This window comes from Kitasatospora sp. NBC_01266 (assembly GCF_036242395.1).
Classification (GTDB): domain Bacteria; phylum Actinomycetota; class Actinomycetes; order Streptomycetales; family Streptomycetaceae; genus Kitasatospora.
The window spans coordinates 6,667,622-6,690,721 of sequence record NZ_CP108458.1; the positions used below are offsets into that span (position 1 = coordinate 6,667,622).

23 protein-coding genes are annotated in these 23,100 nt (G+C 74.2%); 11 read left to right on the forward strand and 12 right to left on the reverse strand.

The genetic code is table 11. The features are described from left to right. Window positions 1-35: 35 nt before the first annotated feature. From OG403_RS28605 to OG403_RS28620, 4 genes are read left to right on the forward strand one after another with little or no spacing between them, the layout of a single operon-like run. On the forward strand, window positions 36-140 hold the full coding sequence (locus tag OG403_RS28605; RefSeq protein WP_329569284.1) for an ALQxL family class IV lanthipeptide: 105 nt from the start codon (window positions 36-38) through the stop codon (window positions 138-140). Between the two features lie 53 nt (window positions 141-193). Then, a complete protein-coding gene (locus tag OG403_RS28610; protein WP_329569286.1) occupies window positions 194-304 on the forward strand; it encodes an ALQxL family class IV lanthipeptide in 111 nt (36 codons plus the stop codon). Window positions 305-356: 52 nt separating this feature from the next. Next, on the forward strand, window positions 357-467 hold the full coding sequence (locus OG403_RS28615; protein WP_329569286.1) for an ALQxL family class IV lanthipeptide: 111 nt from the start codon (window positions 357-359) through the stop codon (window positions 465-467). 52 nt (window positions 468-519) lie between these two features. Beyond that, window positions 520-633 carry an ALQxL family class IV lanthipeptide gene (locus OG403_RS28620; protein ID WP_329569288.1) on the forward strand — a complete coding sequence of 38 codons (114 nt, stop codon included), beginning with the start codon at window positions 520-522 and terminating at the stop codon, window positions 631-633. 95 nt (window positions 634-728) lie between these two features. Here OG403_RS28620 and OG403_RS28625 read toward each other — a convergent pair whose 3' ends face one another. From OG403_RS28625 to OG403_RS28640, 4 genes are all read right to left on the reverse strand, one after another. Beyond that, window positions 729-3,662 (reverse strand): helix-turn-helix transcriptional regulator, encoded by a 2,934-nt coding sequence (locus OG403_RS28625; protein WP_329569290.1) that lies wholly within the window; start codon window positions 3,660-3,662, stop codon window positions 729-731. Between the two features lie 77 nt (window positions 3,663-3,739). Then, window positions 3,740-3,949 (reverse strand): hypothetical protein, encoded by a 210-nt coding sequence (locus tag OG403_RS28630; protein ID WP_329569292.1) that lies wholly within the window; start codon window positions 3,947-3,949, stop codon window positions 3,740-3,742. Window positions 3,950-4,003: 54 nt separating this feature from the next. Then, window positions 4,004-6,964, reverse strand: coding sequence for a type 2 lanthipeptide synthetase LanM family protein (locus OG403_RS28635; RefSeq protein ID WP_329569294.1), 2,961 nt, complete (start codon window positions 6,962-6,964; stop codon window positions 4,004-4,006). Between the two features lie 190 nt (window positions 6,965-7,154). Beyond that, window positions 7,155-9,185: a S53 family peptidase gene (locus OG403_RS28640; protein ID WP_329569296.1), complete on the reverse strand. Its 2,031-nt coding sequence runs from the start codon at window positions 9,183-9,185 to the stop codon at window positions 7,155-7,157. Between the two features lie 280 nt (window positions 9,186-9,465). On the opposite strand from OG403_RS28640, the gene OG403_RS28645 reads away from it, so the two are divergent. The 3 genes from OG403_RS28645 to OG403_RS28655 all read left to right on the forward strand — a co-directional run bounded on the left by OG403_RS28645 (window position 9,466) and on the right by OG403_RS28655 (window position 13,980). Next, window positions 9,466-10,188: a hypothetical protein gene (locus OG403_RS28645; protein WP_329569297.1), complete on the forward strand. Its 723-nt coding sequence runs from the start codon at window positions 9,466-9,468 to the stop codon at window positions 10,186-10,188. Between the two features lie 160 nt (window positions 10,189-10,348). After that, window positions 10,349-13,027 (forward strand): ATP-binding protein, encoded by a 2,679-nt coding sequence (locus OG403_RS28650; protein WP_329572624.1) that lies wholly within the window; start codon window positions 10,349-10,351, stop codon window positions 13,025-13,027. 131 nt (window positions 13,028-13,158) lie between these two features. Continuing rightward, the gene (locus OG403_RS28655) at window positions 13,159-13,980 is read left to right on the forward strand and encodes an SAM-dependent methyltransferase (protein ID WP_329569298.1); all 822 of its coding nucleotides are present in this window, start codon (window positions 13,159-13,161) and stop codon (window positions 13,978-13,980) included. Between the two features lie 91 nt (window positions 13,981-14,071). On the opposite strand, the gene OG403_RS28660 is transcribed toward OG403_RS28655, so the two are convergent. Next, window positions 14,072-14,521: a cold shock domain-containing protein gene (locus OG403_RS28660; RefSeq protein WP_329569300.1), complete on the reverse strand. Its 450-nt coding sequence runs from the start codon at window positions 14,519-14,521 to the stop codon at window positions 14,072-14,074. 290 nt (window positions 14,522-14,811) lie between these two features. Between OG403_RS28660 and OG403_RS28665 the strand changes: the two genes are divergently transcribed. Next, on the forward strand, window positions 14,812-15,015 hold the full coding sequence (locus OG403_RS28665) for a cold-shock protein (protein WP_184941582.1): 204 nt from the start codon (window positions 14,812-14,814) through the stop codon (window positions 15,013-15,015). A 70-nt stretch (window positions 15,016-15,085) separates the two neighbouring features. Here OG403_RS28665 and OG403_RS28670 read toward each other — a convergent pair whose 3' ends face one another. Continuing rightward, window positions 15,086-15,772, reverse strand: coding sequence for a DUF2306 domain-containing protein (locus OG403_RS28670; protein ID WP_329569306.1), 687 nt, complete (start codon window positions 15,770-15,772; stop codon window positions 15,086-15,088). A 297-nt stretch (window positions 15,773-16,069) separates the two neighbouring features. On the opposite strand from OG403_RS28670, the gene OG403_RS28675 reads away from it, so the two are divergent. Both OG403_RS28675 and OG403_RS28680 read left to right on the forward strand, forming a co-directional pair. Further along, complete coding sequence (locus OG403_RS28675) at window positions 16,070-17,209, forward strand: sensor histidine kinase (RefSeq protein WP_329569308.1); 1,140 nt, start codon at window positions 16,070-16,072, stop codon at window positions 17,207-17,209. Further along, window positions 17,206-17,931 (forward strand): response regulator transcription factor, encoded by a 726-nt coding sequence (locus OG403_RS28680; RefSeq protein WP_329569309.1) that lies wholly within the window; start codon window positions 17,206-17,208, stop codon window positions 17,929-17,931. Before OG403_RS28675 ends, OG403_RS28680 begins: the two co-directional genes overlap by 4 nt. Before the next feature lie 28 nt (window positions 17,932-17,959). On the opposite strand, the gene OG403_RS28685 is transcribed toward OG403_RS28680, so the two are convergent. Further along, window positions 17,960-18,469 carry a DUF4188 domain-containing protein gene (locus OG403_RS28685; RefSeq protein ID WP_329569310.1) on the reverse strand — a complete coding sequence of 170 codons (510 nt, stop codon included), beginning with the start codon at window positions 18,467-18,469 and terminating at the stop codon, window positions 17,960-17,962. Between the two features lie 92 nt (window positions 18,470-18,561). Here OG403_RS28685 and OG403_RS28690 point away from each other — a divergent pair, with 92 nt between their 5' ends. After that, window positions 18,562-19,218 carry a MerR family transcriptional regulator gene (locus tag OG403_RS28690; protein WP_329572626.1) on the forward strand — a complete coding sequence of 219 codons (657 nt, stop codon included), beginning with the start codon at window positions 18,562-18,564 and terminating at the stop codon, window positions 19,216-19,218. A 69-nt stretch (window positions 19,219-19,287) separates the two neighbouring features. On the opposite strand, the gene OG403_RS28695 is transcribed toward OG403_RS28690, so the two are convergent. From OG403_RS28695 to OG403_RS28715, 5 genes are all read right to left on the reverse strand, one after another. Then, entirely contained in the window at window positions 19,288-20,622 is a 1,335-nt protein-coding gene (locus OG403_RS28695; protein ID WP_329569312.1) for a DUF5685 family protein, read from the reverse strand. Window positions 20,623-20,737: 115 nt separating this feature from the next. Continuing rightward, window positions 20,738-21,697 carry a DUF4190 domain-containing protein gene (locus tag OG403_RS28700; protein ID WP_329569313.1) on the reverse strand — a complete coding sequence of 320 codons (960 nt, stop codon included), beginning with the start codon at window positions 21,695-21,697 and terminating at the stop codon, window positions 20,738-20,740. Between the two features lie 98 nt (window positions 21,698-21,795). Beyond that, complete coding sequence (locus OG403_RS28705; RefSeq protein ID WP_329569460.1) at window positions 21,796-22,182, reverse strand: DUF4258 domain-containing protein; 387 nt, start codon at window positions 22,180-22,182, stop codon at window positions 21,796-21,798. A gap of 181 nt (window positions 22,183-22,363) precedes the next feature. Then, window positions 22,364-22,603 carry a hypothetical protein gene (locus OG403_RS28710; protein ID WP_329569462.1) on the reverse strand — a complete coding sequence of 80 codons (240 nt, stop codon included), beginning with the start codon at window positions 22,601-22,603 and terminating at the stop codon, window positions 22,364-22,366. Then, complete coding sequence (locus OG403_RS28715; protein WP_329569464.1) at window positions 22,600-23,043, reverse strand: ATP-binding protein; 444 nt, start codon at window positions 23,041-23,043, stop codon at window positions 22,600-22,602. Before OG403_RS28715 ends, OG403_RS28710 begins: the two co-directional genes overlap by 4 nt. Window positions 23,044-23,100 lie beyond the last annotated feature (57 nt).

Below are 23,100 nucleotides of genomic sequence, written 5' to 3' on the forward strand. Positions count from 1 at the left end.
ACCACTGACGACCACGCGGAACGGAGGTGATCACGATGACGATCGACGTTGACGCTCTGCAGATGCTGGAGAGCGAGCAGGAGACCGCGACGGACCCGTGCTGGTTCAGCTGCCAGTACACCTGTGACTACACCGGCTGACGCCTCTGTGGAACGGATGCTGACGACTACTCAGAAGAAGGGAGGTGATCACGATGACGATCGAGGTTGATGCTCTGCAGGAGTTGGAGAGCGAGGAGGAGGTCGCGGGGCTGAATTTTGTCTGCACCTTCACGTGTGAGAACACCTGCTACATCACCGGCTGACGCCGCCTTCCCGTAACAGGTCTGACGATGACTCAGGAGGGAGGTGATCACGATGACGATCGAGGTTGATGCTCTGCAGGAGTTGGAGAGCGAGGAGGAGGTCGCGGGGCTGAATTTTGTCTGCACCTTCACGTGTGAGAACACCTGCTACATCACCGGCTGATGCCGCTTCCCCGCAACACTTCTGACGATAACTCAGGAAGGAGGTGATCACGATGACGATCGACGTCGATGCCCTGCAGGAGCTGGAGAGCGAGCAGGAGGCCGACGGCCTGGACCCGCTGCCCTGCTGGTTCAGCTGCCAGGCCACCTGTGCCTACACCGGCTGACGAATCACTCCTCGGATGCGGCCGGGGCCCTGCGGGGCCCCGGCCGCCGCGCCGACCGGCGGGCGAGCGCCACGATCTCGCGCGGCGCCCGAGGGTCACGACTGCGGGCCGCCCTCGGCGGCGCAGATCTCGACCGCCAACTCGCGCAGTGCCGCCCGGTCCTGGCAGCCGGTCTTGCCGATCAGGTTCGCCATGTGCTTCTCCACCGTGCGGGGGGAGATGGACAGTTCCCGGGCTATCTGCTGGTTGCCCGGCCCGTCGACCAGCAGCGTGAACACCTCGTACTCGCGCAGCGTGACACCCACCGTGCGCAGCGCCGCCGGGATGCGGTCCCGGCCGCCGCGGTGCTGGGCCACGCTGACCCCGGTCTGCCGCAGCAGCGTTCGGCAGGCGCGCGCCACGGCCGGCACCTCGACGGCGTGGAAGTACTCCTCGGCCGTCCGCAGCCAGGTCACCGGGTCGCCCCAGCCGTCGCGCACCGCCGCCTCCGCCACCAGCCGCAGGCCCAGGTGCCGGGCCATCGGAAAGAGCACGGCGCACTTCTGGGCCGCGGCGACGGCCAGCTCCGCCTCCTCGCCCCGCCCGTCCCGGCCGAGCAGCACGGCGCGGGCCAGCAGCAGGAACTGGCGGTTCCAGGTCAGCGGCGCGGCCGGACCCGCCTCGACCTGCTGGTAGCGGTCCCAGCCCGCCTCGCCGGCCAGCGTCTCCAACAGGGGGTGCAGGCCGTGCTGCCCGGCCAGGTAGTAGAGGTTGGGATTGCGCTGCTCCCAGTCCCGGGCCGCCGCCAACTCGGCGGTGGCCAGCGGGCGGTCCTCCTCCAGCAGCGCGCAGAGCGCGCGGCACAGGCCGAGCAGCACCGGCATCAGGAAGAAGTCCTCGCCGCCGATCTGGCTGAAGGCCAGCAGATCGCGTTCCATCTCCCGGCGCCGCCCCTGGTGCGCCGCGAGGGTGGCGGCGGTCAGCAGCAGGTAGCGGTGGGTGGCGAGGTTGCCGAGCCGTGCCGTGGCACCCAGGCAGCGGTCGATGATCTCCTGCGCCTGCTGCGGCCGGCCCCGCAGCACCGCGTTCATCGCCAGTGGGCCGTCGGCGGACTGCGTCTCGAGCACCGAGCCCAGCTGCACCGCGGCCTGCCGGGCCTGTTCGAGCCGGTGCGGGTCACCGGTCCGCATGCACTCGTTCATCCCCAGGCGCAGCAGCGCCTCCACCCGCCAGTTGCCCAGACCGTGGATCTCGGCGACCTCCAGCATCCGGACCAGGTAGCTGTCCGCGTGGTCGAAGCCCTGCTCGCGCGCCAGCAGGGCGAGCAGTTGCCAGGCCTGGCAGGCCACCACCGGCAGCGGCACCTGCTGCGCCACGTCCGCCGCCTGGCGGGCCAGCCGCTCGGCGTCGGCCAGCCGGGCCTGCCGGTCACCCGGGCCGGGCAGCAGGGCCAGATGCGCCTCGACGGCGGCCAGCGCGGCACTCTGCTCGGGCGCCGCGGCGTCCGCCAGCAGCGCCCGGGCGGCGGCGACCTGAGCGGCTGCCTGCTCCGGGCGTTCGGCCGCGACGCCGGCCCAGGCCAGCCGGGTGTGCAGGGCGACCCGGGGAGCGCTGCCCGGGGAGGCGGCCGGGGCCGGCGGCAGCGCGGCGACCAGGCCGAGCGCCCGGTCGAGGTGGCCGGCCTCGGCCAGCGCGTTGATCAGCGACTCGGTGACGGCGGTCCGGTCCGTCCTGGTGGTGAGCTGCTGCGCGCGCTCCAGCAGCACCACGGCCGAGGCGGACGCGCCGGCGGCGAGCGCCCGGCGCCCGGCCTCGGCGTAGTGGACGGCCGCGCCGCTCGGGTCGTCGCCCGCCAGCCGCAGATCGGCGGCCAGCTGGCACAGGTCGTCGCGCAGCGCGGGGTCGGCCCGTTCCAGTTCGGTGGCGGCGTGCCGGGCGAGCGCCGCCCGTTCCAGTGGCGGCATGGTGGCCAGCAGCGCCTCACCGGTGAGCGCGTGCCGGAACGCGTACCAGCCCGGCGCGGCCGGATCGGGCACGATGAAGCCCGCCTCACCGGCGGAGCGCAGACCGGCGAACAGGCTCCGCTCGTCGTACCCGGTGATCAGCTGCACGGTGTCGACGCAGAACCGGGGGCCGAGGCAGGCCCCGATCAGCAGCAACTCGCGGACCTGCGCGCCGAGCAGCTCGATCCGGTGGTCGTAGGACTGGACGATCGTGGCCGGCACGCTCGCGCCGAGCTCGCCGACCACCTGCCAGCCGCCCTTTGCCTGCCGCAGCGCCCCGGAGCCCACCAGGTCGCCGAGCAACTCCTCGGCCAGGTAGGGGTTGCCGTCCGCGTCGGCGATCAGCCGCGCCACCACGGCGTCGGGGACGGCCGTGGCCGCCGTCTCCAGGCAGCCGGCGACCAGTGACCTGACCTCCTCGGCGACCAGCGGCAGCAGTTCGGCGAGCGTGGCCCCGCGCCGCCGCTCGGCCGCCCGTGCCAGGTCGCGGCCGGGGCCGGGCTCGGGCCGCAACGTGGCCAGCAGCAGCACGGGCACCTCGGCGACGTTGTCGACCAGGTACTCCAGCACGGCGGTGGTCTCCGGGTCGGCGTCGTGCAGGTCCTCCAGCACCAGCACGCAGCCGCTCTCCCGGCCGATCACGGCCAGCAGCCGCAGCAGCGCCTCGGCCAGCTCCACCACGCACCCGTGGCCGGCCGGGTCCGCCGTGGTCCGCCACTCGGGCACCAGGCGGGCGAGCGCGGGACGGTAGGGCTGCAACTCCGGGTCGGTGGGCGGCCCGCCGACCCGGAACCGGGAGGCCAGGGCCTCCCGGAGCGGGCGGAACGGGGTGCCCGTCCCGCCCGCTCCGGCCCGTCCGCGCAGCACCGGCATGCCGCGTGCGCCGGCCTGCTGCGCGCAGTCCCCGGCCAGCCGCGACTTGCCGATCCCGGGCTCGCCGATCAGGAACACCGCACGGCCCAGGCGCTCACCTACGTCTGACAAAGCACCGTCAAGCAGGGCGAGTTCACTGGTACGGCCGACGGTGATCGGAGAGGTGGTCCGCATATCCGCAGGCTATCCGACGCCCCTGACGGCTGGTAGTGATCATTTACCGGCCGGTAACGGCCGGATTCGGACAGACCTCACGCCGGGCAGGTGTAGGTACCGGTGTCGGGGATGGGGACGTCGGTGACGCAGCTGCCGGCTGCGGCCGCCACACCGGAGAGCAGGGCCGCGCGACGGCCCAGCGCGCCGCCCGCGCCCAGCATGATCTCCCCTGACGGGTGCCCGCCGTGGCCACCCTGACGCGCCTTCGGGTCCTTCCACGACCTGACGAGTTCTTCCCTGTTCATGGGCTCAGTGTCTCCTTGGGTCGGTTGATCTCGGTGTTTCTCGGTGCTGCTTACTCACGGCCTCGATCCGGACGGCCGCTCGGAAACCGGCGACCGCAGCAGCAGCGCCGGTGGTACGTGGTCGGCGAAGCCGAGTCGCAGCAGCCCGTGCCCGATGCCGGCCAGGCCGGTCAGCAGGCCGGGACTGGCCACCGCGCCGGGGGTGCCGCAGCGCGGGCCGTCCTGCTCGACGGCGGCCAGCAGCCGGGCCGCCCGCCCGGCCCGCGCCGGCTCGGCGCGGGGACCGGCGGCGGCGAGCAGCTCCAGCACCGCGAGTTCGCCGTGGCACAGGCTCTGGTCGGCCGCCGGCCCGCGCTCCGCGAGGCCGCGCAGGCTCCGGTCCAGCGCCGCCGCCAGCAGTGGGTCCTCGGCCGCGAGCGGGCTGTCGGCCACGGCCAGCGCCACACCGGCCGCCCCGTGGCACCAGGAGTCGCCGGCCGGGCCCTCGGGCCGGGACGTCACCGCGGCCCGCAGGGCCGCCAGCCCGGCCCGCGCGAAGCGCGGACCGCCGTCAGCGGAGCCACCGGCACTGGCAGCGGCGAAGGCGAGCAGCGCCCACCCGATCCCGGCCGTCCCGAAGGCGAAACCGGCCCGCTGCGGCAGCGGACGGTCGATCAGCCGCTCCGCGCAGGCCCGCGCCGCCCGCCACGCCTCGGCCGAGCCGGTGGCCCGGTGCACCGCGAGCAGGGCCGCCAGGCCACCGGCCGTGCCGGTGAAGACCCCTGACTCCGGTTCGGCGGCCACCGCCGTGGCGGTCAGCCGGACCACGGGGTCGACCCAGGCGCCGATCGCGGCGTCCTCCAGGGCCACGGCCACCTGGGTCAGCGCATAGGCGATGCCGCCCAGTCCGGCGAACCCGCCGGTGCCCACGATGCCGAGCTGGTCGGGTTGCCGGTCCAGCGCGGCCAGCAGCTCGGGGACCGGGCGCAGCGCCTGCCGGGCGGCCCGCGCGTAGCGCGCCGAGCCGGTGATCCGGCTCAGCTGCGCGAGGAACAGCGCGATCCCGCCGTAACCGTCGGCGAGATCGGCGCCCAGCGGGGCGAGGCGCCAGTAGCGCTGGTCGATCAACTCCAGGCCGAGCCAGTTCGTCCGGTGCTGGCCGTGGTGGGCCAGCGTGATCAGCTGGTCGCCGATCCGGCGGGCGGCGGCGAGCAGGCGTTCCGGGTCCGGCAGGCGTTCCGGGTCCGGTGGCCGGTCGGGGTCCGGCAGTCGGTCCGGGCCGGGGCGGCGGCCGGGTGCCGTGGTCGACCCGCTGAGCGCGGCGTCAAGTCCGGTGTGCCGAGCGGCCATCGCGGCCCGGATGATCCACTCCTGGCCACGCCGGTTCGCCTCGTCCATGGCGTCGATCCGGGCGATCGCCCGGCGCAGGCCCGGTGTGCCGAGCACGCCGGGCAGCCGTTCGCCCCGCCCGTTCCACAGGTCGGCCGTGCCGGGGCGGCTGGTGAACAACGGGATGTCACCGGACCAGAGTTGGTCGATCTCGTCCTCGGCGAGCCGGCTCAGCAGGCCGCCGTCGGCCGGCTCGTCCCGCAGCAGGTCGAACAGCCGGTCACGCTCGGCCGCGTCGCGCAGCACATCGGGGTGGCTCGACTCGTCCAGCAGCCGCGCGTAGCCGTGCGAGGAGCGGACCACCACCCGCACCTCGTCCTCGGCGAAGCGGTGCAGCAGGCCCAGTGGGCCGGTCAGTTCGTCCCGGTGGTCGGCGATCGCCCGGTAGCCGGCCCGGAAGCCCGCGAGCAGCGGTTCGGTGAACGCCGCCGGGTCCGCGTCCTGCCCGGCCAGACCCGGCCGGTTCCGGGCGCCCGGGAAGAGCCGGGGCCGCCGGACCAGGCGCATCCCGTCGGTGCCCGCCGCCGCGAACTCGACGCCCTCGAAGGGCAGCGCCGCGTCCTTGTCGCCGCCCAGCCCCGACATGTCCCAGGCGCTCTCGTCGCCCAGGCGCAGCCGGGGGAGCAGCCCGGTCCGGTGCACCGAGGACTCCAGCGCCTCCGCCGCCGGATCGGTGGGCCCGGTGCCGGGGCCGACCGGGGCCGGGTGGAACAGGGTCTCCAGGTCGACCAGGACCGGATGGTCGGCGCAGGCGATCAGGTTCTCGTGGTGGACGTCGGTGGCGTCCAGCACGTGCAGCAGGGCCAGCAGGACGCCCTGGCGGTAGTAGAAGCGTTCGAGCTGCGCCGGTGTGCCGCAGGGCCGCTGCTCGACGAACTCCACCCAGCCGTACCCGGGCCGCTCCAGCAGCGCCAGGGTCCGCAGCTCGGGCCGGTCGAGCCGGGCGTCCAGCCAGCGGGCCAGCTCGTTGAAGTGCCCGTGCGCGGCGAGCGGGCGCGGCTTGTAGACCACCCGGGCGCCGGTGGCGAAGCGCAGCATCGAGACCGTCCGGCCCTGCCGGTGGCCGTCGCCCGCGCCGGTGTCCACCTCGACCAGCGGACCCGGGTCCAGCCCGGCCAGCAGGCCGTCGACCAGTGCCGCCCGGTCGGCGGCGAACCGGCCGAGCAACTCGGCCGTCGCCGCGCCGGCCTGCAGCGCGGTCTGCGCCAACAGCCGTGCGAGTACGACGTATTCGCTGAACAGGCGGGACAGTCCCGGCCGGCCGGAGGTCTGCCGGACGAAGTCGCCGAAGCGCTCGGCCGGGGTGTCGCCGGTGAGTTGCCCGGCCACCCTGGCCACGTTGAGCTCCAGCACCAGGGTGCGGGCGGCCGACCGGGCCAGCCGCCCGGCCAGCCGGTCGGTGAAGCCGGCCCGCAGCGCCGCGAGGTCCAGCCCGGCCGGCCCGGCCACCCCGGCGACCTGCGCGACCTCGGCGGCCCACCGGTCGGCGGCCAACTCGGCCAACGGCGCCAGGATCAGCGCGAACCCGGCCGTCCCCGGCAGCTCGGCAGGCGGTGGTTCGGGTGCCGACGGCGCCGCCGCGACGGCCGCCTCGATGAACCCGACCCAGTCGGGAGGCTGCGCGGAGCACGGCTGACCTGGCGTCAAACCCGCCTTCCACCACGTGTTTCCGTCGATCCCCGGGGGAGTCGACGCGCGTGTCCCGATCACGGACAGAGCCTGTCAGTGTGAGGAGGTGGTGCGCAAGAGTGGGAGGAGTACGGCGTTCCGGTGACCGGACGTCGGCGCCGGGCCGCCGCCGTCCGGCCGTCGGCAACGGTCCGTCAGCCGGGTTCGGTCAGTGGCGGGCGAAGGCGCGGACGAAGTTCGCCGTGGGTGCGCCGATGCCGGTGACGTCGTCGAAGCCGGGCGTGGTCTTCAGCGTGCCGTCGTGGTCGAGCAGCAGCAGGAGGTTGTCCGGGGTGGGCCAGTCCGGCTGAGTGCTCACCACCCACTGGGAGGTTCCGGCCGGGGCGGGGAGCACGTCGTGGATCGCGGGGGTGCTGCGCAGCCGGTAGAGCAGCGGGTTGGCGAAGCCGAGCGCGTGCCCGGCGGCCTGGGCCGCGTCCGCCTCCAGTCCGGCGAGCAGCGGAGCGGAGCCGCTGGTGCCGGCCTCCTTGACCTCCACCCAGTTGTCGCCGCCGGGCCCGGTCCAGCCGATCAGCCAGCCGCTGGCGGCGTCGCCGTCGGCGGCGATGTCCGGCACCGCGCGGCGTGCCGGGCCGGTGCCCGACGCGGTGGCCAGCGCCGAGGGCACCACGCCCCGCTGGTACCAGGGCTGCGCGAACTGGTCGCTGCGGCCGCCGCTGGAGCCCTCCATGAACTCCCCGGGCGGCGGGGTCTGGTAGCCGGTGCCGTCCGGCTTGAGCAGCGTCTGGTCGAAGCCCCAGCCGAGTTCGCCGGTCACGTTGCCGTTCTTGCCGATCTCCAGGGTGGTGCCGCCCACCCCGGTCGCCCAGGGGTCCGAGGCGGGGAAGAGCACGCCCGGGGACGGGTTGCGGGAGAAGAACCCCGAGACGCCGTCGCCGGAGTCGCCGGAGTCGAAGTTGAACCCGATGCCCTCCAGGGCGCCCTGCTGGAACATCTGGTCCCAGGCCGCCGTCAGGTCGGGCGTGTTGTCGGACTCCTGGGTGCTGAAGGAGTCGGTGGACACGTCGGCCAGGTGCTGGTCCACGATCCGGGTCTGGGCGTCGAGGAAGGGCAGCGCGCCGCCGCCGAGGCCCGAGTCCTGGGTGCAGTCGGCGCCGACGTAGACCACCTTGGCGTCCGGGGCCGCGATGTGGACCGACTCCACGTCCAGCGGCTCCTCGGGCAGGTTGGGCTGGGTGTGCTGGCAGCTGGCGGCGAAGTCCGGGCCGAGGTTCTCGCTGTACTGGCCGGGGGCGAAGCCGGGGACCCCGTGGGCGGCGAAGAACTTGTCGGCGTCGGCCTCCATGGTGGGCAGCCTGCTGTTCAGCACCACGGCCACCGTGCGGCCCTTGCCCGTGTAGGGGCTGTCGGTCACGCCGTAGGCGGAGCGCAGCTGCTGCGGGGTGTAGCCGCAGACCGCGTCGATGGCGCTGGTGGTGCCGTCGACGGCCGGGATCGGGGAGCTGCTCTGGCCCCACCACTGCGAGCAGGGCGGCGCGGCGGGGGTGGCGGGCGCGGGGGTGGGTGCGGCAGCCGTGGCGGTCGCGGTCCCCGGGGCCGCCGTGCCGCTCAGCGCCGCCTTGGCGGCGGCCGGGGTCGACGGGCTCACGCTCATCATGCCGACGACGGTGCTGATGTCATGCCCGAGCGCGGCCGGCACCGACATGCCGCCCACCGGGGCGACCACGCTGGTGGGCGTCCCGGCCTCCCAGGTGTAGCCGTGCATCGTGGTGGCGAACGCCTGCTGCGCCTCGGCCACCGTGGCGCTCACCGCCAGGTAGTGGGCGTTGCTTCCGGTGACGTGCATGCCGAACCCGCTGAGCCAGGCGCTGACCTTCGCCGTCTGGGCCGGGGTGGTGCCGTAGCGCCGGACGAACTGGGCGGGCGTCAGATAGTGCGCGTAGTCCCGGCTCGCGGGGTCCGAGACCTGCCGCGCCGCCTCGGCCAGGCCGACCGGGTCCTGTCCGCCCAGGTAGACCCGCAGGGACAGGCTCCAACCAGCCGGCGCCGCACCGGTGTCGATCGGCGCGAACGGGCCGGTGGGCCAGTTGGGGACGGCGGACGGCAGGTCGGCGCGGCCCGGCGCGGCGGCGTCGGCCTGCGGTGCCACCGCACCCGTCAGCACCAGCGCGGCGGCAGCCGCGGCGGCGGTCAGCGCGCCGGCTCTGGCCCGGTGGCCGGTGGGGGGAGAGGACTTCAAGATCGCACGCTCCGTTCGACGGACAGCGGCCCGCCCGGGAACGGAACGGACCGGCGGCCCAGGGTCGCTCAGCCGCTAGGACGGGTCAGCCTGGTGCTTTGGTCGCAGCCGACCGTTCGCCCCTCGGCCCGGCGGCGGTGCTCGCCTCCCGGGATGACTCCCCGGGATGACTCCCCGGGGCGACTCCCCGGGGTGACTCCCGGGCCGGTGTCGGTCAGGATGGGTCGGGGGAGGACAAGTCGGCCATGGTGAGCGGCGATTCGGTGGGGAGGTGGCGCGCATGGCTTTCGGGGAGCGGACGCCGGTCCGGTGGAGCCGGTTCCAACGGTGCAGCGCCTGGGTGGGCGTGGCGGCCGCGCTGGTGGTGGCGGTCGCGGGCGGGCTGATCGTCTGGTCCTGGGCTCTGGGCGGGGGCCTGCTGGACGACCGGGTCCGGGTGCTGGGGGGAGCGGCGGCGGTGGCGCTGCTCAGCCTGCTCCCCGTGCGGCGCGACGCGCAGACGCCCCTGGCGCTCCTCGGCGCGGCGGTCCTGCTGCCGGTGATCATGCTCACCGTCGCCATGTCGGCCAAGATCACCCAGGGCATCAGTGACTGGGTCGCCACCCCCGAGAGCGTGCCGGCCACCGTGACGGGCTGTCACAAGACCGGAACCGAGGCGGAGGACGACGACCGCGCCGGCATCAACATCTACGACGTCTTCGGCTGCACCTACCACTGGAGTGTCAACGGGCAGACCTATGCCCAGGAGCGGCAGTCGGCGGACGGCGAGTCCCACCCCGACGGCTACCGGACCCGGGTGTGGGCCGACGGCGCCACCGGTGCGGTGGCCGAGCACGACCCGCTCTCCCTGGCGGTCCTGGGCATGTTCACCCTGGGCGGCGTCGCCGTGAGCCTGCTGGGCTGCGCCGTGGCGCTCTCCGGACTGCACGACACCGGTCTGATGTCCCGTCAGGTCCCTGATGCGCGAGGCCGGGTGGGCGAAGTGGCCGCGGGCCGGCGATAGGCCCCGCGCGGCGCGCCGGGTGCCGTACATTACCGATCGGCAAGTGCCGCTGTCCCGTGCCACGACCGCGCGGGCAGGGCCGAGCGGAAGGGGGCGGGCGGTGGCGGAGCAGGGCCCCGAGCCGCGGGAGCGGGAGCAACGCGCCGGGCGCACCGGTCCGGTGGACCCGGACCGCGGCGACCCGGCGAGCAGGACCCTGTACGAACGCGACCTCGAACTCCGCGCGGCCGAGGCGGCACTCGCCGCGCTCTGCCGGGAGCGCGAGCCGGGCGGCGCCGGGATCGGCGAGCGGCTGGTCTTCGTCGGCGCGCCGGGACTCGGCAAGACGGCGGTGCTCACCGAGATCCGCCGACTGGCCAGGAAGCGCGGCGACTGCACGGTGCTCTTCGCCCGGGGCGGCGAGCGGCAGCACAACGAGCCGTTCCACGTGGTGCGCCAGCTGCTGCAACCGGTGCTCGGCGCGCTGCCGCCGCAGGAGCGCCGGCAACTCCTCGGCCACTGGCACGACATCGTCGGCCCGGCGGTGGGCCTGGTGCCGCCCGCCGGGCCGCTCGACCCGCAGGGCGTGCGGGACGGGCTGGACTTCGTCCTCAGCCAACTCGTGGCACGAAGCGGGCCGTTGCTGGCGATGGTGGACGACCTGCACTGGGCGGACCTGGAGTCGCTCGGCTGGCTGGCCGCCTTCACGCTGCGGGCCCGCGAGCTTCCGGTGCTGCTGGCGTTCGCCTGCCGCGAGGAGTTCCCCGAGGCCGCCTCGGCGTTCCAGCAGGCCCTCACCGGCCAGGTCGAGCACCGCCACGAGCTGCACCCGCTCAACCCCGGCTCGGTGGCCGAACTGGTCCGCGCCTCGCTGGGGGAGACCTCCGAGGAGGTGTTCTGCCGCCAGGTCTGGGCGGTCACCGGCGGCAACCCCTACGAGACGACGGCGCTGCTGCGCGAGGTCCGCGACCAGCGGCTCGACCCGTCCGGGGACAACTCCGCCCAGCTGGGCGAACTCGCCTCCCGGGCCCGGGGAGTGACCACCAAGGACTGGCTGGAGCGGCTGGGACCCACCGTGCTGCGCTTCGCCTGGGCGGCGTCGATGCTCGGCACGGACATCGACCCCGACCTCGCGGCGAGCATCTGCGCCCAGGGCCCGGCGGCGGCCGCCGAGTCCGTCACGGAGTTGCGCCGGCAGCGGGTGCTGAGCAGCACGGCCAACGGGCGGCTGGAGTTCGTCCACCCGCTGATCGCCAGCGCGGTCTACCAGTCGATGCCCAGTGGCGTGCGCACCGGCATGCACGGCGTGGCGGCGACGCAGATCGAGAACGCCGGACTCGGCCTGCTGCTCGCCTCCCGCCATCTGCTGGAGACCCAGCCCGAGGGCGATCCGCAGACCGTGCTCAAGCTGCGCAGGGCGGCCGGCGAGCACCTGGCGATCGGTGCGCCCGAGGCGGCCCAGCGCTGCCTGCGGCGCGCGCTCAGCGAACCGCCGCCGGACCGCGACCGCGCCGAACTCCTCTTCGAGCTGGGCTGCTCGGCGCTGCTCACCAGCCCGGCCAGCACGGTGAACCAGCTGCGCCTGGCCCTGGACGACGAGTTCGGGCTGCGGCCCGAGCTGCGCGTCGACGCCACCTTCCGGCTCGCCCAGGCACTGGCGCACAACAACCAGCTCGCCGAGGCCGCGGCCAGCTGCGCGCAGGAGGCGGCGCGCACCCCGGCCGGCCCCGGCCGGGTGCGACTGGACGTCGCGCACTTCATGTTCGCCACCTTCCAGGCGAACGACGAGGACGGGCCCGGCCGTTCGCGCCGGCTGGCCGCACTCGCGGACTCGCTCGGCCGGGCCGACGACGCGATCAGCGCGGTGCTCGCCCTGCGGTGCTGGGACCTCACCCTCCAGGGCGGCCCGGCGAGCGAGGCGGTGGCGCTGGCGGACGCCGCGCTGGTGGACGGGCACCTGCCGCCGAGCCTGGGCTGGACCAACACCACCTGGGGCTTCGAGCTGCCCGGGATCATCGGGCTCAGCTACCTGTACGCCGACCGGCTCGACCAGGCGCAGGAGCTGTTCAGTGAGGCGGTCTGGGCGTACGAGACGGCCGGTTGGAGCGGTGGCCACCTCGGCTTCGCCCACTTCCTGATGGGCCTGCTGCAGTTCCGGCGCGGCAACCTGCGCGAGGCCGAGGAGTACCTGCGGCGCGCCCTGCGAGCCGCCGAGCGGATCGCCCCGGGCATCCCGTTGCAGTGGTTCGCCGTCGGCGTGCTGATCGACACGCTGCTGGCCCGCGGCCGGCAGCGGCAGGCCGGCGAACTCGCCGCCAGGTACGCGTTCGGGCCGCCCTACGCCACGGTCATCGTGCTGCCGCACGCGCCGACGCTCTACGGCAGGCTGCTGCTGGCCCAGGGGGACCGGGCGGGCGCGGCCACGGTGCTGACCGGGGCGGGCGCCGCGCTGGACGGCCGGGGCTGGGGCAACACGCTCTGGGCCCCCTGGTCCGGTCAGCTGGCTCTCGCCCTGGCTCCCGAGGACCCCGACCGGGCGGCGGCGCTGGCCGAGCTGGCCCTGGGCCGGGCCCGGCGGTCCGGGACGGACTCGGCGATCGCCGCCGCCCTGCGACAGTCGGCCGCCGTGCACGGCGGTGCCACGGCGGTGGAGCTGCTGCGGGAGGCGGTGCACCGGCTGGAGCACTCCCCGGTCGGCTACGAGCAGGCCGGCGCCCTGGTGGACCTCGGAGCGGCGCTGTGCGGGGCCGGCCGCGCGCCCGAGGCCCGGGAGCCGCTCACCCGGGGGTTGGCGCGGGCCGAACGCTGCGGGGCCGACGCCTTGGTGGCGCGGGCGCGGGCGGCGCTGCGCGGGTGCTGACCAGAGCACTGACCGGGGGTCGACCTGCGGGGTGGGTGCCGAGCTGACGTGCGATCAACCGCTGTGGTTGAGTTGGCCCGACAACTAGCGTGGAGGTTCGAGGGGTGGAGCAGTTCGAGGTTGCCTCCTGGATGAGGCCGACCCAGGACGACCGGATACCGACGGTCGATCTGCAGACCGACCGCGCGCACCCGGCCCGGGTATACGACTATCTGCTGGGCGGGAAGACCAACTTCGCCGCCGACCGGGTGGCCGGCGACCTCATCGTCGAGGAGTGGCCGGGCTCGCTCGCCTCCGCCCGCGCGTCCCGCGCCGTGATGCACCGGATGGCCCGCCGGCTGGCCGAGACGCACGGCATCCGGCAGTTCCTCGACGTCGGCACCGGCATCCCCACCGAGCCCAACCTGCATGAGATCGCCCAGCGCGTCGATCCGGCCGCCCGGGTCGTCTACGTGGACAACGACCCGATCGTGCTCGCCCACGCGCGCGCCCTGCTCACCAGCACGCCGCAGGGCCGCACCGCCTACATCGACTGCGACCTGCGCGACCCCGAGAAGCTGCTGGCCGACGGGGCCCTGCACGGCACCCTCGACCTGGACCGCCCGGTGGCGCTCACCCTGATCAACATCGTGCACTTCCTCTCCGACGAGGCCGTCCAGCCGCTGGTCGCCCGCCTGCTGGACGCGCTGCCCGCCGGCAGCTTCCTCGCCCTGACCGCCGGCACCGCCGACTCGGCCCCCGAGCAGGCCGAGGTCGCCTCCCGCCGCTACCGCGAGGCGGGCATCGAGAACCACCTGCGCACCCGCGCGGGAGTGGAACGGTTCTTCGCCGGCCTGGAGCTGGACGACCCGGGCGTGGCGCTGATCAACCGCTGGCACCCGGAGCTGGACGACGGCCCGCGGCTGGCCGACCACGAGGTGATGGCCTACGCGGGCCTGGCCCGCAAGCCGTAGCGCCCAGGGCCGCGCCGGGGAACTCCTCGGCGCGGCCCTCTGCTCAGCCCTCGGTGTGACCCGTGACTCAGTCCTCGGCTCAGTTCTCGGCTCAGTCCTCGGTCCAGCCGTGGTCCTTGCCGAACCGCAGCAGGCCGGCCCGGATCTGCAGGATCTGGGCCCCGGTCAGCGTCGGCGCCGCCGCCAGCAGGACCTCGGTGACCTCCTGGGTGTACTCCTCGGCGCTCAGCACGTCGCAGAGCGAGTCGTCGGCGGGCGCCCGCCGGACCGCGCCGATCGCGGCGGCGGCTGCCGGGGCGGACCCGGTCGGCGCGGCAGCGCCCTCGGGCAGCCGGACGAAGGACGCCTTCGGCCCCCGGTCGCCGTCCTCCACCTCGAACTCGACCACCAGGCCGGGGCGGATGTACGGCTCGGGAATCTGCAGGTCGTTCACGTGCAGGAAGACGTCCTCCCCGCCCTGCGCCGGCGCGATGAAGCCATAACCCCGAGCAGCGTCGAAACGCACCACACGACCGGAAACCACACCAACCCCCAAACACATCGGGCCCCTTGCCCGAAACATCTGAGCCGAGAATAGACCCGTCACGGCAGGTCGGGCGAGTGTGCGGCGGGGCCGGCGGCCGGTTCACCGCGACGCGCCGGGCGAGTGCTCTGGCGGTGGGCGCCTGGGAGGAGTAACGTTCTGGTTAAGCAGTCGTGGTTCCGAAGTTCTCGCCCGCGGTGATACGCCGTGGGCGTTTTTGCTGTCCAAGCGCCTCTCCGGACCAAGGCGATCATCTCCGGGCCCGCATCCCCGCGGGACCCGTTCCGTTCCCCTTGAAGGAGAAGAGTATGGCTACCGGCACCGTGAAGTGGTTCAACGCGGAAAAGGGCTTCGGTTTCATCGAGCAGGACGGTGGCGGCGCTGACGTGTTCGCCCACTACTCGAACATCGACGCCCAGGGCTTCCGTGAGCTGCAGGAGGGCCAGAAGGTGACCTTCGACGTCACCCAGGGCCAGAAGGGCCCGCAGGCGGAGCACATCCGCCCGGCCTGATCCGCAGCGCACCCGAGCGCCCCGCACCGGAGACTCTTCCGGTGCGGGGCGCTCGGGCGTTGCCGACCGGTCAGCGTGGGGTGAGCGGTCGGCCCAGGCGGGCGATGACCTGCTCGGCCACCAGCAGGTTGATCAGCCAGGACGCCCAGGCGCCGCTCCCGTAGGCCTGGTCGAACGGGATTCCGGCTCCTGACAGGACACTCAGCCACAGGCGGAAGGTCACCGCGGCGAAGATCAGGGCGTAGGACCTGATCATCCAGACCTGATGGCGGGCCACCGACCGCCGCCGGATGGTGACATAGGCCGCCGTGGAGGTCAGCAGGAGCAGCACGGCGAGCGCGGCGAACCCGAGCGGCGCGATCGGGCCGGCCAGGCCCTTGGGCGCCAGCGCGAGGCCCCCGAGCCCGGCGGCGAGCGCGCTCAGCAGGTAGACGCGGCCGATCAGCCGGTGCGCCGCCGGATATCGAGTGCGCAACCGCGGCCGGAACTGCCATGGCCCCAGCGCCAGGGCCAGCACGCCGCCGCCCACGTGGAGCAGGAGCGGTGCCAGCTCGGTGAGGTAGACGGCGCGCTGCTGGGACAGGAAGGTGTCCGGATCGAGGGTGAAGTAGCGGGCGGCGACCACGGCGGTCGCGGTGGCCGGCACGGTCATCGAGAGCCACCCGTAGCGCCGGCGCCGGCGAGCGGGCGTTATCGGCGGCTGCCCCTGCTCGTCCGTGGCGACCCGGTAAGTACCTTTGGTGGAAGAGGGGTTCATGTCCGGTGACGCTACGGATCCGGCCCGCCGCGCCGCGTCCACCGGCCGGGGTGGGTGGCCGTCCCCCGGTCGGGGTACCGGGTGGGCGGGATCGTGCCCGTACCCCTGTGGGGTGATGCGGCGGTGTCCCCGGCCTCGCTAGCCTCCGGGGGTGTCACCACGTGGTGGTGGCAGCGAGCACCCGGAGCTGCGATGAGCCGTGCCACCCCGACCAGTACCCGCTCGCCGGGATGGCACCCGCGCCCATGGCATCGCCCCCGGTGGCACGGCCGGTGGGGCGCCCGGCCGAGTGCCGCGGTGGTCGACCGCGCGCTGGCCGGGGTGTTCCTGGCGGCGATGGCCGTCGAGCGGCTCGGCGCGGCCTCGCGGCTCGGCGGTCGGCTGCCGCCGGCCCTCGCGCTGAGCGCGGTCATCGCCGGCGCGCTCGCCGTGCGGCGCACCGCACCACTGGCCGGGTACCTGGTGGGCTCCGCCGCGCTGTCGGCCGAGGCGCTGTTCCTGCTCCCCAGCCCGGTCTCGCCGTACGCGAACCTGATCGGCCTCTACGCGCTCGGCCTGTACGGGACGCGGCAGCGCGCGCGGCTGGGCCCGGTCGTCGTGCTGCTCGGCATGGTCGCCTACTTCACCGGAACCGCCCGCACCTACCCGGTGATCCCCGCCGGGGTGCTCTTCGTCTGGCTGCTGGCCTGGGCACTCGGCTACACCGGTGCCCGCCGGCAGGAGGAGCGGGAGGCGGCCCGGCTGCTGCTGCGCCGGCAGGTCGCCGCCGAGGAGCGGGCCCGGATCGCGCGGGAGTTGCACGACCTGGTGGGCCACACGCTCACCGTGCTGCTCGTCCAGGCCGGCGCGGCCCGCCGGCTGCTCGGCCGTGATCCGCAGCAGACCGGCGAGCTGCTCTCCGGCATGGAGCACACCGGTCGCGAGGCGCTCGACGAACTGGACCGGGTGCTGGGCCTGTTGCGCCACGGCGGTCCGGCGCTGCCGGGGGGCGAGCAGGCCGAGCAGGCCGAGTCGGACGGTGCGGACCTGGCGGCGGCTGCCGCCGCTCCGGGGCCGCAGCCCGGGCTGCGGGATCTGGACCGGCTGAGCGGGCAGCTGGCGCGGGCCGGGGTCCGGGTCAGCGCCCGGATCGACCCCGCCGTCGAAGGGATCCCGCGCAGCATCGACCTGTCCGCCTACCGGATCGTCCAGGAGGGCCTCACCAACGCGGTGAAGCACGGCCGCGCCGACGCCGTGGAACTCACCGTCCACCGCGACGGCGAGGTGCTCGACATCGAGGTCAGCGACGACGGGCGCGGCGTGGCCGGCGGCTACCTGCCGGGCCGGGGACTGCTGGGGATCACCGAACGGGTCGCCATGTTCGGCGGCAGCGTCGCGCACGGAGGGGGTGAACGGGGCGGCTTCCGCCTGCACGTGCGGCTCCCGGTCCCGCGGTGATCCGGGTGGCGATCGCCGACGACGACGCGCTGCTGCGCACCGGCGTCGCCCTGGTGCTCGGCAGCGAGGACGGGATCGAGGTGGTCGGCCAGGCGGCCGACGGCCTGCTGGCGGTCGACCTGTGCCGGTCGGTGGTGCCGGACGTGGTCCTGATGGATGTGCGGATGCCCGGCATCGACGGCGTCGAGGCGACCCGCCGGATCGTCGCCGCGGGCCTGGCGACGCGCGTGCTGGTGCTGACGACGTTCCACCATGACGACTACGTGTGGGGCGCGTTGCGGGCCGGTGCCGCCGGGTTCCTGCTCAAGCGCGCCTCGCCGGAGCGCCTCATCGACGCCGTCCGCACCCTCGCCGCCGGGGAGGCGCTGCTGGACCCGGCGGTCACCCGCGACCTGGTCGCCCAGGTCGTCGGGCGCGGCCGAGGCCCGGAGCACGGTGCGGAGTTGGCGCGGAGCTCGGACGGACGTGGAAGTGGAAGTGGACGTGGGGGTGGGCGCGGGCCGGGTGAGTCGCTGCTGGCGCGGCTGACCAGGAGGGAACGGGAGGTGCTCCGGCTGGCCGCCGAGGGGCTGTCCAACGCGGAGATCGCCGCGCTGCTGGTCGTCGCCGAGTCCACCGTGAAGACCCACATGAAGCGGGTGCTGGCCAAGACCGAGGTGCGGGACCGCGCGCAGGCCGTGGCGTTCGCCTACCGGAACGGGCTGATGACCGGCGCCTGGTGATCCTGGTGATCCCGGTGGTCCCAGTGGTTCAGGCAGCTGGACGGTCGGATGCTCGGCGCAGGTCGAGCCGCTCGGCGGCGGTGTTGCCGCGGCGGGCGATCGGGGCGGTGCCGGTGGCCGCGGCGAGGCCGTGCGGCGGCATGTTGAGGTAGATGACCTCGTGCGCGCCGGCCGGGACGACGTAGGTCTCGTGCCAGATGCCGACCTTGTCCCGGCCCGCGCGCGCTCGGCGGTTGAACTCGGTCCAGGCCGGGCGGTGCAGGTGGTCCGCCGCCGTGGCGTAGGCGAGCAGCTTCTCGTGCGACTCCCAGTACTGGACCACCTCGATCGAGCGCGGCAGGCCCAGCCGGATCCGGCTGCCCAGCAGGCCGCTGTCCGGGTCGGCGGTCAGCTCCCGGATCATCCGCGGCATGGCGCGGGCCGTGGGCCACCAACTGCGCAGCGCACGGAAGCTGTTGATCCGCATGCCGATCAGGAAGACGACCGCGCCGCCCTCGGTGGCGGCGGTGATCCGGCCGGGTATCGGTGCTGCAGACATGCAGGTGCCCCCTTGGCGATCTCGCGGCGACTCTAGGAGAGTGCCGCTATCCTTATAAGATAGTGGCACTCTCCTAGATGGGACGCAAGGGAATGCGGTTGGCGGAACTCAGCGAGCGGAGCGGCGTACCGGTCGCCACGATCAAGTACTACCTGCGCGAGCAACTCCTGCCCCCAGGTGCGCTGATCACCGCCAAACAGGCCGACTACGGAGAGGACCACCTGCGCCGGCTGCGCCTTGTCCGGGCGCTGATCCAGATCGGCCGGATGCCCGTCGCCACCGCCCGTGAGGTGCTCGCGGCGATCCAGGACGAGAGCCAGGACCAGAACTCCCGGCTCGGCGCGGCCGTCGGCTCGCTGCCGACCGGCCCGCAGCCCGACCCCGAGGATCCGGCCACCGTGGCCGCCCGGCGCGAGGCCGACCGGCTCCTCGACGAGCTGGGTTGGGACTGCGGCCGGCTGGCCGAGTATCCGCCCTACCGGACCCTGGTGTCGGCGCTGGCCGCGCTGGCCCGGCTCGGCTACCCGTACGACACGGTGCACCTGGCGCCGTACGCCCGCGCGGCGGAAGCCCTCGCCGTGTGCGACCTGGACCTGGTCGAGGAGTACCAGGGCACGCTGGAGCAGGTGGAGGCGGCGGTCGCGCTCACGGTGCTCTACGAGCCGGTGCTGCTGAGCCTGCGCCGGCTCGCCCAGGCGCAGGAGTCGGAGCGGCGGTTCGTCATGGTCAAGGCCGGGGGGCGCGGCTGACCGTCGCCGTCGCCGTCGCCGTCGCCGTCGCCGTCGCCGTCGCCGTCGCCGTCGCTGTCGCCAGCGCTGTCAGCCGCAGTCGCAGCAGCTGCAGCAGTCGCAGGCGTCGCAGCCATCGCAGGCGTCACAGCCGTCGCAGCAGCACTGGGTGCAGTCACAGCAGTCGGTGCAGCCGTCGCAGCAGTTCTCGCCGTGCCGGCTGCACCAGCTGCGGCGGGGCTCGTGGGTCCACGGGTCGTTGTGGTCGCAGCAGAGCAGCCGGCAGGTGCAGGCCATCAGCGCCCACATCGCGCAGCCGGCCAGGATGGAGCGCTTGGGCGGGCGCTTGCCGTAATCGCCGCCGCCCGGGCCGCCGAAGCCGGGTCCGCCGGGCCACTGCGGCCCGCCGGTGCCGCCCGCTCCGAACGGAGGCTGCTGGTAAGGGTTCTGCTGCTGCCCGTACTGCTGTCCGGACTGCGGCTGTCCGTACTGGGGCTGCCCGTACGGCTGTTGGTACGGGTTCTGCGGCTGGCCCTGGTACGGCCCCGGGTAGGGCGTCTGGAGCTTCGGGCCGTGGAAGACCCGGTCCACCGCCCGTTCCGTCTCGTGCGCCAGCAGCACATGCGTCAGCGCGCGGTCGGTGAACTCGGCCTCGCGCAGCGCCAGTCGGATGCCGTGCACCGCGTCACGGCAGAGCCGCTCGGCCTCGGCCCGGTCGGTGCCGGTGGCGGTGAGCGGGTTCCAGGCGCCGGTGGCGGCGTCCTCGTCCTGGTCCTCGGCGGCGTCCAGCAGGTGGGCGAGCCGCCCGAACAGGCGGCCGGCCTCGGCCAGCGCGGCGGCGTTCCGTGGCCGGCCGGCCAGCGCCGCCGTGTGTGCGAACGCGGCCGAAGTCGCGCTCTCGGTGGGCTCGGTGACCAGCAGCACCGGGCTGCCCGGCGCCGCGTCGCGCTCCAGTTCGACCTGACGGGCGGCGGCGGTCAGCAGCACTCCGGTGTCGAAGCCGACGGCCGACCCGCTGCCCGTGCTCTGCCGGTCCCAGCGCCGCGCCACCGCCCGGGCGCCGACCGCGACCGGCCGCCGGGCGAACACCCCGTCGCCGTCCGCCACATGGTCGCGCACCTTCACCGAGGCCAGCGCCAACGACACCGACGCCGCCAGCCGTGCCCCCTCGCCCCGCGCCACCTCTGCGGTCCGCATCCCCCGCAACGGGCACGGCCCGGCGGTCCGCCGCCCCGCCCTGTCACCGGCCGGGCGCTGCGCCTCGACCAGCACCGAGATGATCAGCCCGTCGTAGTTGGTGGCGGTGCGCGCCAGCTGGCCGTGGTCGTCCCGCAGCGCGAGGCAGAGGCCGCAGAGATGCGCCATCCAGGAGGCCCGCAGCCGCTCGGACAGATGGTGGCTGCACGGCCTGATGATTCCGAACACGATCCCCCTCGTGAGCAGGGGTCCTGGCGACCCGAGCTGATCGTCCAAAATCCTACGACCCGACCGTCGGATCGGTGGCGAGGGGGCTTGGCGGCGCCGGCGGGCGGTGCGTGACTCAGACGGCAGCGGGCGCGGCGCTGTCCTCGGGCAGCGGTGTGTCGGACGGCTGGTCGCTGTCCGGGTCGCCCGGCTGGTCCTCGCCGGGCAGCGAGAGGGCCTGGCGGGCGACGGCCTCGGCGATCGCGGGGGCGCTGGTCCGGACGGCCGCCTGGAAGGCGCTCACCGGGTCGGCGCTGGTACGGACGGCGTTCCAGACGGTCGCGTCGGCCTCGAGGCTGTTCACCAGTGTGCTGATCGGGCCCTGGACCCCGGCCGGCCACTGCGTCTGCTTGAGCGTCTCGGCGGTGTCCGTGAGCGCTTGGGCGACGCTCTCCGAGGACTCGACCGCCATCCCCGGGTCGGTCACCGGGATCTGCAGGATCGAGTCCTGGACTTCGAGTTCGGCGAGGTCCTGTAGGAAGACCTGCTGGCTCTGGGCCAGATCGGTGGGGTTGCCCGGGGTCTCGGGGGTGTCACCGGGCGGCGGCAGCGCCGGCATCGAGGTGGTGGCCGAGGTGGAGCCCGAATGGAAGTGCAGGTTGCCGTTCACCGCGTTCACCGCCCCGAAGACCAGCCCGAGCATCCCGAGCACCACCCCCGCGATCGCGAGCCCGCGCCCACGTTGGCGCCGCCGCCGGAGCTGCACCAGCGCGGCGATCCCGAAGCCGAGCGCGGCCGGCCAGAGGCAGCAGGTGAGCCCGGTGACCAGCGCGGTGATGGCCAGCCCGTTGGTGCCCTCGACCGCCGGGCGCCCGTCGTACTGGTAGCCGTACGGCCCGGCCTGCCCGTACGGGGGCGCGGGCGGGTAGGGGTACGGGCCGACGGGGCCGGGGGCGGCGCTGCCCGGTACCGCCCACGGATCGGCGGGCCGGGCATCCTGCGGCGGGGCCCACGGATCCCCGAGACCGCCCGACTGCGGCACGGCATCCTCCGGCGTGCCCGCCTCCCCACCCTCCGGCCGCGCTGCGTCCGTCATGCTCCCCGCCCCCCCAGACCCGCTGCCCGCGCAGCAGTTCGATCGCGCCCGGACTCTAGCGGATCACGGGGACAGGGGCGGCCCCAACGCGATGACGGTCAGTTCCACCAGGCGGTGATCGCGACCCAGCCGCCGTTCCCGAGGCCGACGACGACCGTCAGCCAGCCCCCGTCCATGCCCAGCGTGTAGCGCCAGTTGCCGTTCACGCACTGGGCCGTCCTGGCACCGATCCGGATGGCCTTGTCGAGCTCATCCCGGGTGATGTCACGCTCGTTCATGCGGTCCTGGACGTGCTGGCTGAGCACGTCGATCGCCCCGGGCGCCCCGTCGTCGCCGCAGTTGTTGACGCGCGGCGGGTTCGGCAGCCCCCAGCCGTCCGTGGCGGCCGGCGCTACCGAGACCGGCGATGCGGCCGGTGCCGGTGTCGCGGCCAGTGCCGGAGTCGCCGAGAGCGCCAGCACGGTGGCGAGGGGCGCGAGGAGCATGAGGGCGACCTTCTTCGAGCTGAGCAACTGATACCTCCGAGGAGCGATTCGGGTGAACGCCGGGGTACGTCGGCGAACTGGTTTCAGCGTGCTGCCGGGTGGTCGGATTTCGGTATGTGGGAGGTCTTGATCCGGTACAGGGAAAGCAATTGTTTGGACGAGCTACTTCGCCCTGTACAGGTCAGCTGCTCGGGTGCCGCGCGTTCCGCCGGCCATTGCGCTCCAGCGCCCGTGTGATGTGGTCCACGGCCTCCGGGCGGGTGAGGTAGTAGCCGAACCAGTCGTGCTGCAGGTCGCTGAGCGGCAACCACCGCATGGACTGCCAGAGCGCCGCGAGGGCGTCCGACAGATGGACGAACGTGGCCGGCGGCGTGATGTCGGTCAACTCCACGACGAACGAGCCGGGTTCGTGCGCGCTCACGAGGAGGGCTCCTGCTCGTCCGTTCTGGGGCCGATCACCGCCCAGACGCGCTTGCCGATGCCGTTGCGCGGGCCGCAGCCCCACTCGTGGGCGAGCTGCTCGACCAGCAGGAGTCCACGGCCGCACTCCTGACGGTCGGTCACATCCTTGAGGACGGGCTTGGTGCCGCTGGCGTCCTCGACCGCGATGAACAGCTGGTCCCGGTCGACCTCGAAGCCGGCCCAGATGAGCTGGCCCGGCGAAGTCCCGTGCTGCCACGCGTTGGTCACCAGCTCGCTCAGCAGCAGCTCGCCGACCTCGGCGAAGCGCGAGCCGCCGTCGACCCCGGCGAGGAACTCGCGCAGCTGACGGCGCGCGAGGCTGGGCGAGCGCCGACTGTTGGGGAGCCAGCAGTGGGTGGCGGCGGGGGACTCGGGGGGCTTGTTGGTCATTTCGGGCATGGCTTTGCTACCTCCAGGCGGGCATGGGGTGTTGGCCACGTCAACGGGATGATCACC